Consider the following 15,126-nt stretch of genomic DNA (forward strand, 5'->3'; position numbering starts at 1 on the left):
TGTGCGTGGTGCCGCACATCTCGGCGGCCCCGCGATAGGTGCCTACCTCACGGTAGGCGGCGATGATGTCCATGACTTCCCCCGAAGACTTCATGGCCGGGCAGACCCCCTGAGCGGTGATCTCGTGGCTGGCTGACACCGTCACGATCACCGCTCAGGGCACACCCCTCCTCACGACACGCGAACAGCGCGAAGGAGAAGTGGAGACCTAAACCGGCCATCAGTGGTGACCTGGAACTGGCCACCTGTGGGGACTTTTACATGGCCACGGACAGGCGAGCGCCTGCTCCCACACCTGTTGAAGACCCTTGCAGAGCTGGGTCCTCCAGCCCTTGGCGATGTGCGTGTACCGGCGGCGCACGTCTCCCCGCTTCATCCCCCCGTGAGGTGTGCCCGATCCGGTCGTCCCTCAGTCGAACCGGCGTCCCCAGCCCGTCCAGCAGCATGGAGTGACCATGCTGCATTCGGTGCGGCGTCAACCGCTCTTTTGGCCGGCAGCCATGACGCCAGCGGCCCATCATCGGTTCTGTGGCGCGGGCGCATCCGCCGGTCAAGGATCTTCTGGCGCGTCCACACCGTCGCCACACCCGGGGTCCGGGGATCGCTCCTCTGCCGAGAGGTAGCCGTAGAACCAGCGTCACGGCGAACTCGTCGCAGCAGTCCGCCAGGTCAAGGCGCCGGACAGTGCAGCTCGGGCGGAGCCGGACCGCCCATGTACTGCCGCCACTGATCGGCCGTGAGGTCCCTCCCAGCCGAGCGGCAGGCGGCCCCCAGCCAGGCGTCGTCGTCGACCCGCCACCCGACCACCGTGCCCCCGTCCACGAGGCCGGCACCGTCACCGCTCACTTCGGTGGCACTCACGAGCGTTTTCCCACCCGGAGCGAACTCCAGGCCGATGGAGGTCGCCTTGTAGCCCTTGGGCACGGGCAGGGTGCCGAGTCGGTGTCCGGACGGATAGTCGATGAGTGTGACTGTGCTGTCGCTGTCGGTCTCGACGATCGTGTCGACGCCGTTGACGACGGGTCCGATGACGCTGTCGGGCACCCCTCGCAGGGTGGCGGTGCGGGATCTGCCGGAGGCGTTCCAGACCTCCAGCACTCCGCTGGAGATCTGGATCAGCAGCTTGTCCCGGACGAAAGCGACGCCGCTCGCGTCCTTTCCGTGGATGACCTGGACCTTTCCGGCGGCGATGTCGGTGACGTGGACCTGGCTGTTGTCTTGGTCGATGACGGCCGCGTACGTCGCCGCGGCGTTCGCGGCCGCGTAGCCCGGGGGTAAGGGGGAGGGATCGTACGTTGTCGGAGTCATGCCTGCGGGCCCCTGGATCCTGCGCAGGATCCGTCCCGTTGTGGCGTCCCTGAGCTTCACGGTTCCGGTGTCGCCGATCTCCACCACCTGCCTGCCGGTTGAGGTCATCTGCAGTAACACCGGTGCGTCGGTCTGGTGCGGTGGAGCGCCGGGAGCCGGCCACGAGCCGACGGACGGGAGCCCGGGGGCGAAGGAACGGATTTGAGCGCTGTCGTCTTCCGCGCTGACAAGGATGATCTTCGTGCCGTCCGATGTCCACAGTGGTGGGCCGTAGACGGACAGCCGTCCCACCTCCGCCCGTTCCGTCCACCGGCGCGTAACGCGCGAACCGAGCGCCTGTACGTTCAGCGCTGAGCCGTTGCCGTCAACGACCGCGACGTGCCGATTGCCGGGCTGGACCCCGATCCGGGGCTCGTTACAGCCGTTGCAGGACTCGGGGATGATCGCTTCCGACGCCGCGCCAATGCGTGACACCTGGCTGAGGTCCCACAGGGTCAGCAGGTCGCCGGATGCCGAGAGCAGCCTGTCGTTGCCGGGCCCGACAAAGGCGAGACTGTCGTAGTGAAGCGGGCCGGCCCCGGTAAGGGCGGTGGGTGGCTGCCGATCCTGCGTCGACCGGACGGTCACGGACACGTAGATGGTGGTGTTGACGCCCTGCGCGACGCGTGAGCCGTCGGCGCTGAGCGCCAGCGCCACCGGATTGGTGCCCTGCGTCGCCGCGGTGAGAGTGGGCCTGTCGTAGTCAGGCGAGCCTCTGGTCGTCCACAGCGGCAACGAGGTGCCGGCGTTGGAGTAGGTGAAGTAGCCGCCGTTCGCCGCGAGGGCCGAGCCGAAGTTGTGGGCCCCGAAACCGACCGCGCTGCCGCCGAGGTGCCTCAGCTCGGGCACCGACACGCGTGCCCAGTTGCCATTTGCCGCGTCGAGGAGAATCAGCTGTCCATCGTCGGGGGCGGCGATGAGGTCGGGTGCGCTGCTCATGTCCTTCAGCACCTTGTCGCGAACGCGGCCGGTGGTCAGCTCCACGAGCCGGAGTCGCGGTTGGGTGAGGTCGTCCTCCATGGTGACCGCCACGTAGCGGCCGGAGGGAGAGACGGCCACCGCGGTCGGTCGTTGCCCGGGAGGGAGACTGAACGATCCCACGGAGCGGCTGGACGACCAGATCCGTACCGCCGTGTCGTCCATGGCCGCCCCAGTGTCGCCATCCGCGTCGATCGCGATCATCTTCACGGCGCCGTCGAGCGTGGTCGCCTGCTGCCGGCGGGCGTACCCCAGGTCGCCGGCGGGCCGCCACGTCAGGACCTTTCCTCCCTCGGTTCCCGCGGCGACCGTGTGCCCGTCGCCTGAGGCGGCGGTGGCCGCGATCGGACCGTCGGCCTGGAGGCTCCGGACCAGGTGGGGGCTTGCCGTCACCGCCTGGAGCAGGGCGGCCCGGGTCTGTGGTGTCGGGTCGTGGTGGTACGCCTGGGCGGCGAACAGCTGGGCCAGTCCGGTATCGGTGTTCAGCAGGGCGGCCGACACGTTCGCGAGCTGTGCGGCCGTCTGCTTCCGCGTGGCGGCCGTGGCCTGGATGTTCGACACGACGGTGCCGGAGGTCACGGCTGCCATGAGGATGGCGGCGGCGGTGACGAGCCGTGCGGTGCGCCACTGCCGGGCGTACCGCTCGGCCTGGCGGAGGGTGGCGGCGAACTTCACCGTGGCGGGGGGCTCGGAGATGTCCGCCCGGTTCTCCTCTGGTACGACGAGCTGCCAGCGTTTCCGCTGCGCCACCTGCAGCTTCGCCCCCAGCCCGCCGACGCGCGCGAGCCGCGCGGCTGCGTCGAGGCACCCGGTCACGGCGGTGCCGGGCCGTAGCCCGTACACGATCGCGCGCAGCCCGGCCGCGCTGGGCCGGTTGGAGACGGGATGGCGGAACAACTCTCGCAAGCCCAGGGCGAACGCCGCGCCGAGCGAGCCGCCACTGATCTGGAGCGCAGCTGAGGAGTGCCCGGGGAGTACGAGGCGCCAGAGCACGCACCTGCCCCGGTCCGACCAGGGAGAGGCATGCCAGGCGTGAGAGAGGGACGCCGTGAAGGACTGGCCGGTGCTGCGTGCCCCGGCCATGGCCTGCGGGTCGGGGAACAGGCCCATAGGTCCCGCCCTCAGTTCCCGCAGTTCCAGGACGCCCGCGACACCCTCATCCTGGCCGGTCCCATCGTGGCCGACCCGGTCGAACACGACGGACACCCGTACGACAGGCCGCTTGCGGCGTTCCGCTCCCGCCAGCAGCAACGCGGTGAGGCCCACCATGATGTGCGCCCGGCCACCGCTCACCGCGTCCACCAGGTATGCCAGCCGCCGCCGGACTCTCTCCGGAGCGTCCGGCACCACCTGATCCGGAGCGGCGAATCCACCGAGCAGAGCTTCCGGTGGCAGCAGCCGGGCCTGGTTCCACGCCTCGTTCGCCGGTTCGAGGGCTTCGACGTGCGCTTCCGGGGAACCGGGCGCGCCGCAGAGGGCTTGGGCGACAAGATACGCGAGGTCGGCCGGATGGGGACCGGCTGCGCTGCCGTCAGGAACGTTCCTGTTGATCCAGTCCCGCCAGTGTCCGGCCTGGTCTTGAAACAGCCAATCGGGATCTTCCCGTACGGCCTCCTGGCAGCACTTCCACCACAGTTGTTCCCGGCCGATCAGCCGGTCCAGCAGACCGCTCGCGCTTGTTCCCCGTCTGGTGCCGAGTTCGGTGAACGCCTCAGCCAGAGCGGCGCGGCAGGGAAGCCGCGACCGCGCCTCCAGCGTGCCTGGGACGGTCACCGCAGGGCCTCATCGATCGTCAGCCGCAGATCTTCCGAGACGAGTTCGCGCACCTGTCGCCAGGCGTCGCGGGTGACCTCGTTGACGGCGGCCTCGACCGAGTCGGACACCGTGGCGGCCTGCCAAGCTGTCCTCTCCGTGACCGGCACAGGCACCGAGGCCGCCCAGCCACTGCCGCCGTCGAACCCGGGAAGCGCGATCTGCGCGGTGGCGGGACCGAGGTCCTGTCCGGCCATCGGGATCAGCAGCGTCCGCTCACCGTCGGCGGCCGAGGTGTAGCGCACCGAGATGACGGCAGGAAGCTCGCGGAATTCGCGTAATACGACGTCCAGCGTAAATTCCGTTCCGACCGCCGGGTGGCGACGGACGAAAAACTCCGCGCGGCCGTCGGGCGAGGCCGCCTCCACGACGACGGCCTCATCGTCGGAAGCCAGGAGCCCGTCCGGCTCAGGGAACTGCGGCAGAAGGAACCAATGAGCGCTCGCCCGGTCGGTCCTGCGAGAAGAGTCTGACGGTGTCGCGCCGTACATCGTCTGACCGGTTGCCTGCTCGGACCGTACAGGCAGGTCGGCTCCGATAAAGGAGGCCCAGTACCGCTGTCCGAAGGTGTAGCCGTGGCGTCCCCGTCCAGCCGACGGCGCCGCGCGCGCCACATCCGCGTTCGTCAGCCGGCCCCAGTAGCGGCGCAGAAAAGAGGCACCGCTCATTCGGTGCCCTCCGCATTCTGTCCCTGTCGCCCGGCCGCGCGGCCGACGCTTCCGAGTAACGCCGGCGCCGCGGCTCCAACCGCCACAGCCGCGTAGAAGCCGCTGATCTGGGTGTGCAGGAGAGCCGCCGCCGCACAGCCGAGCGCCGCACGCGTCACGGCGACAGCCCCGTCGGCGGCCGGATCGATGAACTCGCTGATGCGGGGGCGGCGCTGGCGTTTCTTCTTGAGCGCCGCGTGGCGTGCTTCCCGCCAGGCGCTCAGCCGGTTCCAGGTGGTGATGGCCTCCACGACCAACCCGCCCATAGCCCCGTACCCCATCGCGACGGACCAAGACAGCATGCCGGCCCCTGTCTCCTTACGTGATCAACGTGAGGCTGTCGCGCGCCGACGGGTCCCCGTTTGCCGTGGCACGGCGTAGCGCAGCCATGCCCGTACGTTACGCCGTTGTCGCGTTTTGTACAGAGAATCGCATGCCGCAGTTAGCGCACTAGACAACGCGATCGGGTCGACCAGTTTGCTTATTGTCGGACGTTCCTCCGGCGCGTATCTCTCACATTTCCGAACAATTCGCCGTTTGCCGGAATCAATCTCCAGGCCATGAAACGCTCGCTATAACCCCACGCCGCGGAGGGATCAATCATGCGCGGTCAATGAGGCCTCCTGGCCGCACTGATGGGCGCGCGGAACGTGACCTACCGGACCGCCCTCTGCTGAGATTCGCGACGACTCTAGGTGGTGAGTTCCTCGATCATGGCTGTGGCCAAAGTGGCCGTGCGGTCCTCGTCGTCGTCCAGGGCGATGATGACGAAACCGGAACCCTGATCGGCGAGGCGGACGAGTTGCGTGCTCAGCCCGGCCCATCTACCGCCGTGCCGGTAGATCCGCCGGCCCGCGTGCTCGCGGACGCCGAGGGCCCACGCGTAGTCGAGCCGCGTGCCGTCGTCCAGGTGGCCGGGCGTCTGCAGGAGCGCGGAGACGCCCAGCTCGTCGTGTGCCAGGGCCTGGTTCCAGCGGATGAGGTCCGGGGCTGTGGACCAGATCCCGCCGTCGCCGAGGGACAGCGGTGCCGGGTAGTGCGGGTCGAGGGGTGTGGCTCCGGGCGGATGCGGGGCCGGGCCGGACCAGTACCGGCTGTTGGCCATCCCGAGCGGAACGAACACGTGCTCGCGGGCGAAGTCGGGCAGCGGCCGGCTCGCCGCGCGTTCGATGATGACGGCCAGGCAGACGTAGCCGGCGTTGCAGTAGCGGTATTCGGTCCCCGGCGCGCTGACGGGGTGGTCGAGCCGGGCAAGCGCACGGATGACGCCGGCGGTGGTGCGGTCGAGCTTCGCGCGATGGAGATCGTCGAATTCGACGCCCTCGGGCAGGCCGCTCGTGTGGGAGATCAGATGGCGCAGGCGTACGGTGCCCGCCCAGGTGGGGAGCTCGGGCATCCACTGCGCCGCAGTCGATTCGGTGTCCAGCCGACCCTGTTGCACGAGTAGAGCCGCGCAGGCGGCCGTGATCTGTTTGGACAGCGACGCGGTATAGACGATCGTGCCGGCGGTCAGCGGCTCTCCGGCTGCGGTCCGTCCGCTGGTCAGGAAGACAGGCGGTGCGCTGTCCTGCTGCACGCCGACGATGAGTGGATCGCGGGCGCCGTAGCCGGCCATCCTGATCAGCGCGGCGGTCCGCGTTGCGGGTGTTGGGCCGGAGCTCGATGGCATCGGTTCAGGCCGGCAGCGCCGCGGTGAGGTCGATCTCGATGAGTTGTCCTCGGTATCCGAGCGACGCCACTCCCAGCAACGTGCTGGCGGTGGTGAACGCTTCAGCCAGTGGTGATGCCTCGAGCTGCCACCACACCGCGGACAGGATCTCGCTGTCCGGGCTCACCACGTAGATCACCGACCGGACCACGTCGGCGGGGGTGGCGCCGGCTGCCGCCAATACCGCGAGGCAGTTCGTGACCACCTGCTCGGTCTGCGCGGTGAAATCACCGGGAGCGCCGACCACCTGGCCGGAGAGGTCGAGCGGACACTGACCGGCCAGGTGCGCGAGCCGGTCGGCGGGGGAGATGGTCACATGGCTGTAGCCGGCCGGTTCATGAACCGTCGGCGGATTGAATCTTTCGATCACCGGCTCATTATTGAAGCGCACCCGGCGAGATGTACATCGATTTTAGGAGCACCGGCATTCTTGAAGATCCTCCGTTGGCCGCATGCCCTGTCATGGTGGATTGCGGAGTGTCGTGGCCATTGACACGATGTCGGCCGGCCGCTCGGTCACATGCCGGCGATGAGCTTCTCCACCCGCTCGTCCACGCTGCGGAACGGGTCCTTGCACAGCACCGTACGCTGGGCCTGGTCGTTCAGCTTGAGATGCACCCAGTCGACGGTGAAGTCGCGCCGCTTCTCCTGCGCCTTGCTGATGAACTCGCCCCGCAGTCGCGCCCTGGTCGTCTGCGGCGGTACCGACTTCGCCTCGAAGATCTTGATGTCGGACGTCACCCGCTCCACCGCGCCGCGGCGCTGTAGCAGGTAGAACAGGCCGCGCTTGCGGTGCACGTCGTGGTAGGCGAGGTCGAGCTGCGCCACCCTCGGCGAGGACAGCGGCAGGTCGTACTTCTTCCGGTAGCGCTCGATGAGCTGGTATTTTGTCACCCAGTCGATCTCGCGTGCCACCAGGTCGAGGTTGCCGGTGTCGACCGCGCGCAGCGTGCGCTCCCACAGCTCCAGCACCCGGTGCGCGATCGCATCGCCGCCGCGGCGCTCGACGAAGTCCTTGGCCTTCGACAGGTATTCCTGCTGGATCTCCAGGCTGGACGCCTCGCGGCCGTTGGCCAGGCGCACCCGGCGCCGTCCGGTCATGTCGTGGGAGACCTCGCGGATGGCCCTGATCGGGTTCTCCAGTGACAGGTCGCGTATCACGGTGCCCGCCTCGATCATGCGCAGCACCAGGTCGGTGGCGCCGACCTTGAGCAGCATCGTGGTCTCGCTCATGTTGGAGTCGCCGACGATGACGTGCAGGCGGCGGAACCGCTCGGCGTCACCGTGCGGCTCGTCACGGGTGTTGATGATCGGCCTGGACCGGGTGGTGGCCGACGACACGCCTTCCCAGATGTGCTCGGCCCGCTGCGAGACGCAGTAGACCGCGCCGCGCGGCGTCTGCAGCACCTTGCCCGCGCCGCAGATGATCTGCCGGGTGACCAGGAACGGGATCAGGATATCGGCCAGCCGGCCGAACTCGCCGTGCCGGCCCACACAGTAGTTCTCGTGGCAGCCGTAGGAGTTGCCGGCCGAGTCGGTGTTGTTCTTGAACAGGTAGATGTCGCCGGCGATGCCCTCTTCGCGCAGCCGCTTCTCGGCGTCGACGAGGAGTCCCTCGAGGATGCGTTCGCCGGCCTTGTCGTGGGTGACGAGTTCGATGACGTTGTCGCACTCGGGGGTGGCGTATTCAGGATGGCTGCCCACGTCCAGATACAGGCGGGCGCCGTTGGGCAGGAACACGTTGCTCGACCGGCCCCAGGACACGACCCGCCTGAACAGGTAGCGCGCCACTTCGTCCGGGGACAGCCTGCGCTGGCCCCTGAACGTGCAGGTCACGCCGTACTCGTTCTCCAGGCCGAAGATGCGACGATCCATTACTTCACGTTACTCCACCATCACGATCTCGCCCAGGTCATCCAGGTGGTCTTGAGGACCTTCTCGTAGCTGTCATGAACACCTGTTCAGCATGCCCGCCAACGCTGACGTACGACACGGGCAACCGGACACTGAGCGAGAACCCCAGATAACTCGCACTCTGAAATCGAATCGGTGATGCCAGAGGAATCACAGCGAGATGTTCCGGAGAGCGAGAGCCGCTCCGCCTGCCGCCTCAGTACTGTGACTTCGCATGACCGACACCGAGATCGAGATCACCGCAGACCTGGTCCGCGACCTGCTGCAGGAGCAACATCCGGACCTTGCGGGGCTGGCCATCCGTGAGGTGGCGGGCGGTTGGGGCAACCAGATGTGGCGTCTCGGGGACGAGTTGGCCGTGCGCATGCAGCGCATGGACTCCACCCCGGAGCTCCAGCTCAAGGAGCGGCGGTGGCTGCCCGTGCTGGCCCCGCGCCTGCCGCTCCCGGTGCCGACCCCGGTGCGGTTCGGCGAACCGTCCGAGCGCTTCCCCAAACACTGGACCGTGATGACGTGGGTTCCCGGCGAGCCGCTGGACCACGGCTCGATCAGCCGCGGTGCCCACGCGGCCGACACGCTGGCGAGCTTCCTCCAGGCGCTCCACGTGGAGGCGCCCGCCGAGGCGCCGATCGCTACAGACCGCGGTGCCCATCCCAGGAACTGCACGGACGGCTTCGAGAGCTTCTTCCAGCCCGTTGCCCCCGACGACATCGCTGCCGATGTCCGGGCCGTCTGGGACGACGCCGTTGCGGCTCACGCGTGGAAGGGCCCGCGGGTGTGGGTGCACGGCGACCTCCATCCCGCGAACGTCGTCGTCTCGGACGGAACGCTCGCGGGCATCGTCGACTTCGGTGGCCTGTTCGCCGGCGATCCGGCGTGGGACCTCGCCGCCGCATGGGTGCTGCTACCCGCGGGCATGGCCACACGGTTCTTCGACAGGTACGCGCATGCGGACGAGGCGGCGATCCGGCGCGCCCGCGGGCTGGCCGCCATGAAGAGCCTCTTCCTGATGCTCATGGGGCAGAACGGAGATCGGGGCCTTCCCGGCGGCAAGCCGCACTGGGGACCTGCGGGCCGGGCGGCACTCGATCGTGTTCTGAAGGGCGCTTGACAGCTGATTCTTGAACTTGTTCTCGATCTTGGTTGACGGCCATGCGGCAACCATGGGACCTCTCAAGTGCCGCGATAACCCGGAAGCGGATCCTGCAACGGAACCGACGACGTCGCAAGATCAGTGACAGAGTCGACAAACGTGCAGAGGGGCGTGCCCGATAATCGCCTGGTGAGCTGGGTGGCGAACGTCATGGTGTCGGTTGATGTGATGGACCGGCCCAACGTCGAGGCGTTGAGCGAGTGGTTGCGGGCCGAGGCCCCGCGGCGGGACCGGCCAGGAAAGGGATGTGGGTTCCTGGCCGAGACGACCGGCCAGGATTCGCAGTGGGGTGGCTGGAAGTTCCCCGAGTGCACCGTGTGGGCCGGGGCGCTCAATAACGCTGATCTGCCCGCAGTTCTTGATCGGATCCAGGGCATCGCCTGGCGATCCCCGAACGCCGTCCAGCTGTTCCTGATGGATCAAGAGGAGTCGTTCTTCCGGGTGTGGATGCTGAGGGACGGCACGCTGCAGCAGTATGCGCCCACGCTCCCCGACGAGGAGGACAAGGACTTCTTCCCTGGCGACTACGGGTGATTTCGGGCAACTGTGTGGAGGCGGTCTGGGCCCGTTCGGAGGTGGTGGCGCAGGCCGCGATCATGCCATTCCCGGTCGGGCCAGTGGTGTCGCGGTCGGTGGGGAAGTCGGCGGGTGCAGGTAGGCGCGTAGCCGCCACCGCGAGCGCGACCGCGACCGCGATGTGCGTTCTGCCAACTCCGGGACGAGCAACAAGGCCTTCAGCATGCCCGGAGTTGGCTCCTGGTCGGTCAGGGTCGCACGTAGCGCCGGAACATGATTCCTGAGGCGAAGGAACGGTGCTCGACCAGGCGCAGCCGCAGTACTTCTCGCACAGGCAGGTACGGCTTGCCGCCTCCGACGATCACGGGGAGCGCGTACACCCAGAACTCGTCGATCAGGTCCAGCAGGGAGGTGGCCAACTCGGGGCCGCCGAGTTGGAGGGTGCCGTCGATCTCCTGCTTGAGGCGCGTCACCACGGACACGGCGTCCTTGCGACGGACGATCGTGACCTGTTCGGGGACGGTCTGGAGGGTGTCGGAGAAGACGTATCGCGGCGTCTCCTTGTAGAGCTGGGCGAACTCCCGCTCGACGGCCGGGGCGCCTTCCTTGCCGAGGTCCTGCGTCCAGGGCTTTTCCATCGCCTCATACAGCCGTCGCCCGAACAGGAACGCCGCGGTCCGGCGAACATGCTCGTTCGCCGCCTGCTGAAAGTCCTCGTCCGGGTCCATGAAGTCCATGCCACCGTCGCGATTCTCGATGTAGCCGTCGATCGAGGTGTTCATCCAGTAGATGACCTTGCCCATGAGCTCCTCCTTGGTCGTAGCGGTTGTCCAGAGTGAGACCTGGTGGAGCGCCGAAACTCATCGCAGGCAGGGCGACCAAACTATCCTTTTCCAAATGGACTGGGGTCGTGCCGGACGGCCAGGCCGCTCAGTAGGGATTCCAGGCCGAAGGTGAAGCGGCCTTCCGGGACGTCGGTGTCGTTGTGGCCGGTGTTTCCGGTCGAGATCGAGCTGAGTGTGAGCCGCATCAGGCTCTGTACGCGCGAACGGGTCGCCGACCTGCCACAGCCTTGGGCGTAACAACAGGCGAGAGGGAAGATCGTGATTCTCTCGGCTCGGCTCGGGGCCAGGAAGTACTGTCGCGGGCATGGTCGAACACGATGCCCTCAGTGTCACCCGCGAGGCTTACGACGATGCTGCCTCCACCTATGCGCAGCTGTTCCGCGACTCGCTGCGTGACAGTCCTCTGGACCGCGCGATCTTGGGTGCCTTCGCCGAGGTCGTGCGTGCGAGTGGGGACGGTCAGGTCGCGGATTTGGGGTGTGGGCCTGGCCATATCACCGCTTATCTGGACGAGCTGGGGCTGGCGGCGTTTGGTGTTGATGCCTCTCCAGCGATGATCAAGTTGGCTCGAGAGGCCTATCCGGGCTTGCGGTTCGATGTGGGCTCGATGACCGCGTTGAACATCGCTGACGGCGTGCTGGGCGGCGTACTCTCACGTTGGTCCGTCATCCACACTCCGCCGCGGGAACTTCCGGTCATCCTGGCGGAGTTCCATCGCGTGCTGGCACCTGGCGGCCACCTTCTGATCGGCTTTTCGGCAAGCGAGGATCCGGATCACCCGACGCAGGTCTTCGATCACGCGGTCGCGCCGGCCTATCGGTGGTGGCCTGATCACCTCGCCGCGCTGCTGCGCACGTCCGGGTTGGCCGAGGTTGCCCGGATGGTACGCGAGCCCCAGCCCACTGACCGAAGGCAGTTCCAGGAGATTCACCTGCTCGCCCGCAAAGGCTAGAAAGGGTTCTGTCCGCGAGTCCCGCGGCCCGCATGGCGCCGGCATCGGGTCGCGGGATCGTATGGCTCAACGGCACCCATAGGCAGACGCCGCCGTGGCGGCAGCTCGTCGTCGAGACGGCAGGTCTAGGTCGGATCGGCGCTCTCACCGAAGTGCGGCAGGACCATCTCGACCAGTGCGGTGACGTCGGCGTCGACCATCGGCTCGCCCGTCATGCCCATCCGGTGGAGCAAGGTTCCGACGACGACGTCGATGAAGAACAGGACCCGGTCGTCCGGCTCGCCGAGCGCGTCCTGGAGCGCGAGCCGGTACGGGTCCTGCAACCGCGAGGACAGCACCTCGCGCAGGGCCGGATCGCTGACGGCGTCACTGAACACGCCCGCGAACGCGTCGCCCACCCCGGGTTCGCCGATCTTCGCCGCGATCCAGCGGATGGCCGAGGTCATGAGCTCGGCCCGGCTGGTGCCCTCCAGCGGCACCGGGCCGAACGCGTCCAGCAGGCAGTCCACGATCAACGCGCCCTTCGACGGCCAGCGCCGGTAGATCGTCGTCTTCGCGACGCCGGCCACCGCGGCGATGCGGTCGACGGTGGCACGCGCGTAGCCGAGCTCGTGGACCGTACTCAGCGTGGCGGCGAAGACCACGGCGTGGACACCGGAGCGCGGGCGACCGGGTGATCTGGCGGATGTGGTCGCTGGGGTCATGCCCACACCCTAACCGCTTGCGCTACCATCGGTATCGATACTTGAGGTATCGAAACTAGGGAGAACGCATGAGCGAGGTCATGGACACGGAGCGGCCGCCGCTGGGCATCCGGTTGATGAGTGCCCTGGGAAAGGAGCCGGACTGGCTGGCGATGACGGCCGAGGAGCTGGTCCTCCTGCGCGACACGGTCAACCGCAAGCGGGCGTCCCGTCTGGCACGGCTGATCCTCGGGTTTCCGGACCGCGCCGCCACGATCGAGTGGCAGGAAGTGGCCCTGCCTGGCCGCAGGATCAAGGTCCGGGTGTCCCGGCCCTCAACCGGGCGCGAAGGCGCCGACCGGGCCGGCCTGCCACTCGTGCTCCACGTGCACGGAGGCGGGTTCGTGGGCACGGCGGTGCAGAGCGACTGGGTGAACAGCCACCTCGCCGCGCGACTGCCCGCGGTCGTCGTCTCGGTCGAGCACCGTCTCCTCGACGCGGAGACGCCGCTGTCGGCGGCCGTCGACGACGGCTGGGACGTGCTCCAGCACGTGGTACGGCACGCCGCGCAGTGGGGAGTCGACCCGGCACGGACCGCCGTCTTCGGTGAGAGCACCGGCGCGATGGTCACCGCCCTGGCCGCGATCCGGGCCAGAGACTCCGGCCTGCCCCTGCGCGCGCAGGTGCTGGCCAACGCCCCTGCCGACCTGACCTCGACGGGGTTCGAGCACGCCTCGATGAAGCGGCACGCCGACAGCCCGATGCTCACCATGACGCAGATGCGGCTGTTCCAGCGGTTCGCCGTGCCGCCGGGAACGGATCCTCGCGCGCTGTCGCCGCTGTACGCCGACGACCTGGGCGGGCTGGCGCCGGCCCTCGTGCTGGTGCCCACCATCGACCCGGTGGCCGACCACGGACGCTGTTACGCCGAACGACTGCGTGCGGCCGGGACGCCCGTGCGGCTCACCGAATATCCCGGGGCGACGCACGCGTTCCTCAGCATGCCGGGCGTGGTGCCGCAGGCGAAGGCCGCGCGGGCGGAGATCGTCGAGTTCCTCCGGGACACCATGTCGAATGTCCGTGTCGTTCCGTAGGGTGCCGTGTCATGACTTCCTCCCCGGGATCGCCAGACCTGGCTGCCCAGCGCGCCAAGCTGACGTCCGCATCCCCCGAGCGCGCCTGGAAATCTGTCCGGCAGCTCGTCCTCGACGGCCGGGGCGACGCCCTCGCGTTGGCCGTCGAGTTCGCCGAGATCGCGGAGCCTTCCACCGACAAGCTGCTCAAGCTCTGGTCGCAGGCCCCCGACCCGGATGCTTTCGCCGCGTGCCTTCTCGCCCCCGCCTTCGCCGATGAAGGACGTACCGAACTGAAACTCCGCAGGCGTGACTCCCTCACCGGCCTGCGGCACCTGACGACGCTGCGGACACTGCGCCTGGACCACTGCGCGAGCCTGACAGACCTTTCCGAGCTCGCCGCACTGACCGGGCTGACCGGGCTCGAGATGGACGGTTGCGCGGCCGTCACCGACCTCGCGCCGCTCGCCGGGCTCGCCGCACTGGAGACTCTCAGCCTCCAGAGCTGTCGCGGGATATCCGACATCTCCGCGCTGCTCGGTCTGCGTCGCCTCCGCCGGCTCGACCTGCACGGTAGCGGGGTGAGCAGTGTCGAAGGCGTCGGCGAGGCCTTCCCGGAGTTGACGTACCTCGGCCTCGACAACTGCCGGTCCATCGAGGACGTACGTGCGCTGTCCGGGCTACGCCGCCTGACCGAGCTGGATCTGACCGGTACCAAAATCAGGACCATCGCCGGGCTGCGCGACCTCGAATCCGTCACCGAACTGACCATGCACTGCGCCCGCCTGACCAGCCTCGACGGCATCGACGCCATGCCTGGGCTGCGCACGCTGTGGCTCAACGGCTGCACGAACCTGAAAAGCCTGGACGGCCTCGGCCACCACCCCCACCTCACGACACTCGGTCTGCCAGGCTCGTCGCTCCCGGATCTGCGCCCGCTGTCGCGACTGCCCGCCCTGACCGCGGTCACCATCGAGGGATTCCAGAAGCTCACCTCGCTCGACGGGCTCGAAGGGCACCCATCGATCACCGAAGTCAACCTGTGCTATGCGCTGGACCTGCGGGACTTCTCCGCTCTCGGCCACATGCCCGCACTGCGTACGCTGACCCTCCAAGGTCTGGACCAGATCAACGACCTCACCCCGTTCTCGGGGTTGTGGCAGCTGGAGCTTCTCAGCGTGGCGTACGCCGATCAGCTGTGGACCCTGGGCGCACCCGAGGACCTCCCCGCGCTGCGCACTCTTGAGCTGTACAACTGCCCCTCGCTGATCGACCTGGGGACGATCATCGACCTGCCGGGCCTCAAGGAGGTCGAGGTGCATGAATGCCGTGCGCTGCCGTCCGCCGTCATCTCCGGCCTGCGCGCCCGGGGCCTCCTCACCAACTGAGGATCGCAGGATCGGCCGACCAGCGGGGCCCATGTTCGGCAGGATGATCA

13 protein-coding genes are annotated in these 15,126 nt (G+C 68.1%); 5 read left to right on the plus strand and 8 right to left on the minus strand.

All coding sequences use genetic code 11. From position 1 onward, the window contains the following. Positions 1-669: 669 nt before the first annotated feature. The 6 genes from KME78_RS43830 to pafA form a co-directional block, all read right to left on the minus strand. The gene (locus tag KME78_RS43830) at positions 670-4,098 is read right to left on the minus strand and encodes a WD40 repeat domain-containing protein (RefSeq protein WP_219535657.1); all 3,429 of its coding nucleotides are present in this window, start codon (positions 4,096-4,098) and stop codon (positions 670-672) included. After that, positions 4,095-4,805 carry a hypothetical protein gene (locus KME78_RS43835; RefSeq protein WP_219535659.1) on the minus strand — a complete coding sequence of 237 codons (711 nt, stop codon included), beginning with the start codon at positions 4,803-4,805 and terminating at the stop codon, positions 4,095-4,097. Before KME78_RS43835 ends, KME78_RS43830 begins: the two co-directional genes overlap by 4 nt. Beyond that, complete coding sequence (locus tag KME78_RS43840) at positions 4,802-5,146, minus strand: hypothetical protein (RefSeq protein WP_219535661.1); 345 nt, start codon at positions 5,144-5,146, stop codon at positions 4,802-4,804. The genes KME78_RS43835 and KME78_RS43840 overlap by 4 nt, the downstream gene beginning before the upstream one ends. Before the next feature lie 389 nt (positions 5,147-5,535). Then, on the minus strand, positions 5,536-6,513 hold the full coding sequence (locus KME78_RS43845; RefSeq protein ID WP_219535663.1) for a serine hydrolase domain-containing protein: 978 nt from the start codon (positions 6,511-6,513) through the stop codon (positions 5,536-5,538). Positions 6,514-6,517: 4 nt separating this feature from the next. Further along, positions 6,518-6,922: a RidA family protein gene (locus KME78_RS43850; protein WP_308127356.1), complete on the minus strand. Its 405-nt coding sequence runs from the start codon at positions 6,920-6,922 to the stop codon at positions 6,518-6,520. A gap of 146 nt (positions 6,923-7,068) precedes the next feature. Beyond that, positions 7,069-8,427 (minus strand): Pup--protein ligase, encoded by a 1,359-nt coding sequence (gene pafA / locus KME78_RS43855; protein ID WP_219535665.1) that lies wholly within the window; start codon positions 8,425-8,427, stop codon positions 7,069-7,071. Positions 8,428-8,680: 253 nt separating this feature from the next. Here pafA and KME78_RS43860 point away from each other — a divergent pair, with 253 nt between their 5' ends. Both KME78_RS43860 and KME78_RS43865 read left to right on the plus strand, forming a co-directional pair. Next, positions 8,681-9,577: an aminoglycoside phosphotransferase family protein gene (locus tag KME78_RS43860; protein ID WP_219535667.1), complete on the plus strand. Its 897-nt coding sequence runs from the start codon at positions 8,681-8,683 to the stop codon at positions 9,575-9,577. A gap of 171 nt (positions 9,578-9,748) precedes the next feature. Next, the gene (locus KME78_RS43865; protein ID WP_219535669.1) at positions 9,749-10,153 is read left to right on the plus strand and encodes a hypothetical protein; all 405 of its coding nucleotides are present in this window, start codon (positions 9,749-9,751) and stop codon (positions 10,151-10,153) included. Positions 10,154-10,383: 230 nt separating this feature from the next. Here KME78_RS43865 and KME78_RS43870 read toward each other — a convergent pair whose 3' ends face one another. Next, positions 10,384-10,938 carry a dihydrofolate reductase family protein gene (locus KME78_RS43870; protein ID WP_219535671.1) on the minus strand — a complete coding sequence of 185 codons (555 nt, stop codon included), beginning with the start codon at positions 10,936-10,938 and terminating at the stop codon, positions 10,384-10,386. A gap of 346 nt (positions 10,939-11,284) precedes the next feature. Between KME78_RS43870 and KME78_RS43875 the strand changes: the two genes are divergently transcribed. Next, positions 11,285-11,932, plus strand: coding sequence for a class I SAM-dependent methyltransferase (locus KME78_RS43875; RefSeq protein WP_219535673.1), 648 nt, complete (start codon positions 11,285-11,287; stop codon positions 11,930-11,932). Between the two features lie 125 nt (positions 11,933-12,057). On the opposite strand, the gene KME78_RS43880 is transcribed toward KME78_RS43875, so the two are convergent. Continuing rightward, positions 12,058-12,636, minus strand: coding sequence for a TetR/AcrR family transcriptional regulator (locus tag KME78_RS43880; RefSeq protein WP_219535675.1), 579 nt, complete (start codon positions 12,634-12,636; stop codon positions 12,058-12,060). A 68-nt stretch (positions 12,637-12,704) separates the two neighbouring features. Between KME78_RS43880 and KME78_RS43885 the strand changes: the two genes are divergently transcribed. Together KME78_RS43885 and KME78_RS43890 are read left to right on the plus strand one after the other, a co-directional pair. Beyond that, positions 12,705-13,709, plus strand: coding sequence for an alpha/beta hydrolase (locus tag KME78_RS43885; RefSeq protein WP_219535677.1), 1,005 nt, complete (start codon positions 12,705-12,707; stop codon positions 13,707-13,709). Positions 13,710-13,720: 11 nt separating this feature from the next. Beyond that, positions 13,721-15,076, plus strand: a complete 1,356-nt coding sequence (locus KME78_RS43890) for a hypothetical protein (RefSeq protein ID WP_219535679.1) — start codon at positions 13,721-13,723, stop codon at positions 15,074-15,076. Positions 15,077-15,126 lie beyond the last annotated feature (50 nt).

Origin of the sequence: Nonomuraea guangzhouensis, from assembly GCF_019396345.1 — a bacterium.
Taxonomy (GTDB): domain Bacteria; phylum Actinomycetota; class Actinomycetes; order Streptosporangiales; family Streptosporangiaceae; genus Nonomuraea; species Nonomuraea guangzhouensis.

Excerpts from the sequence above, each read along its gene's own strand:
- KME78_RS43835 (WP_219535659.1), bottom strand. The coding sequence starts at position 4,805 with ATGAGCGGTGCCTCTTTTCTGCGCCGCTACTGGGGCCGGCTGACGAAC.
- KME78_RS43840 (WP_219535661.1), bottom strand. The coding sequence starts at position 5,146 with ATGCTGTCTTGGTCCGTCGCGATGGGGTACGGGGCTATGGGCGGGTTG.
- KME78_RS43845 (WP_219535663.1), bottom strand. The coding sequence starts at position 6,513 with ATGCCATCGAGCTCCGGCCCAACACCCGCAACGCGGACCGCCGCGCTG.
- pafA (WP_219535665.1), bottom strand. The coding sequence starts at position 8,427 with ATGGATCGTCGCATCTTCGGCCTGGAGAACGAGTACGGCGTGACCTGC.
- KME78_RS43860 (WP_219535667.1), top strand. The coding sequence starts at position 8,681 with ATGACCGACACCGAGATCGAGATCACCGCAGACCTGGTCCGCGACCTG.
- KME78_RS43870 (WP_219535671.1), bottom strand. The coding sequence starts at position 10,938 with ATGGGCAAGGTCATCTACTGGATGAACACCTCGATCGACGGCTACATC.
- KME78_RS43875 (WP_219535673.1), top strand. The coding sequence starts at position 11,285 with ATGGTCGAACACGATGCCCTCAGTGTCACCCGCGAGGCTTACGACGAT.
- KME78_RS43880 (WP_219535675.1), bottom strand. The coding sequence starts at position 12,636 with ATGACCCCAGCGACCACATCCGCCAGATCACCCGGTCGCCCGCGCTCC.
- KME78_RS43885 (WP_219535677.1), top strand. The coding sequence starts at position 12,705 with ATGAGCGAGGTCATGGACACGGAGCGGCCGCCGCTGGGCATCCGGTTG.
- KME78_RS43890 (WP_219535679.1), top strand. The coding sequence starts at position 13,721 with ATGACTTCCTCCCCGGGATCGCCAGACCTGGCTGCCCAGCGCGCCAAG.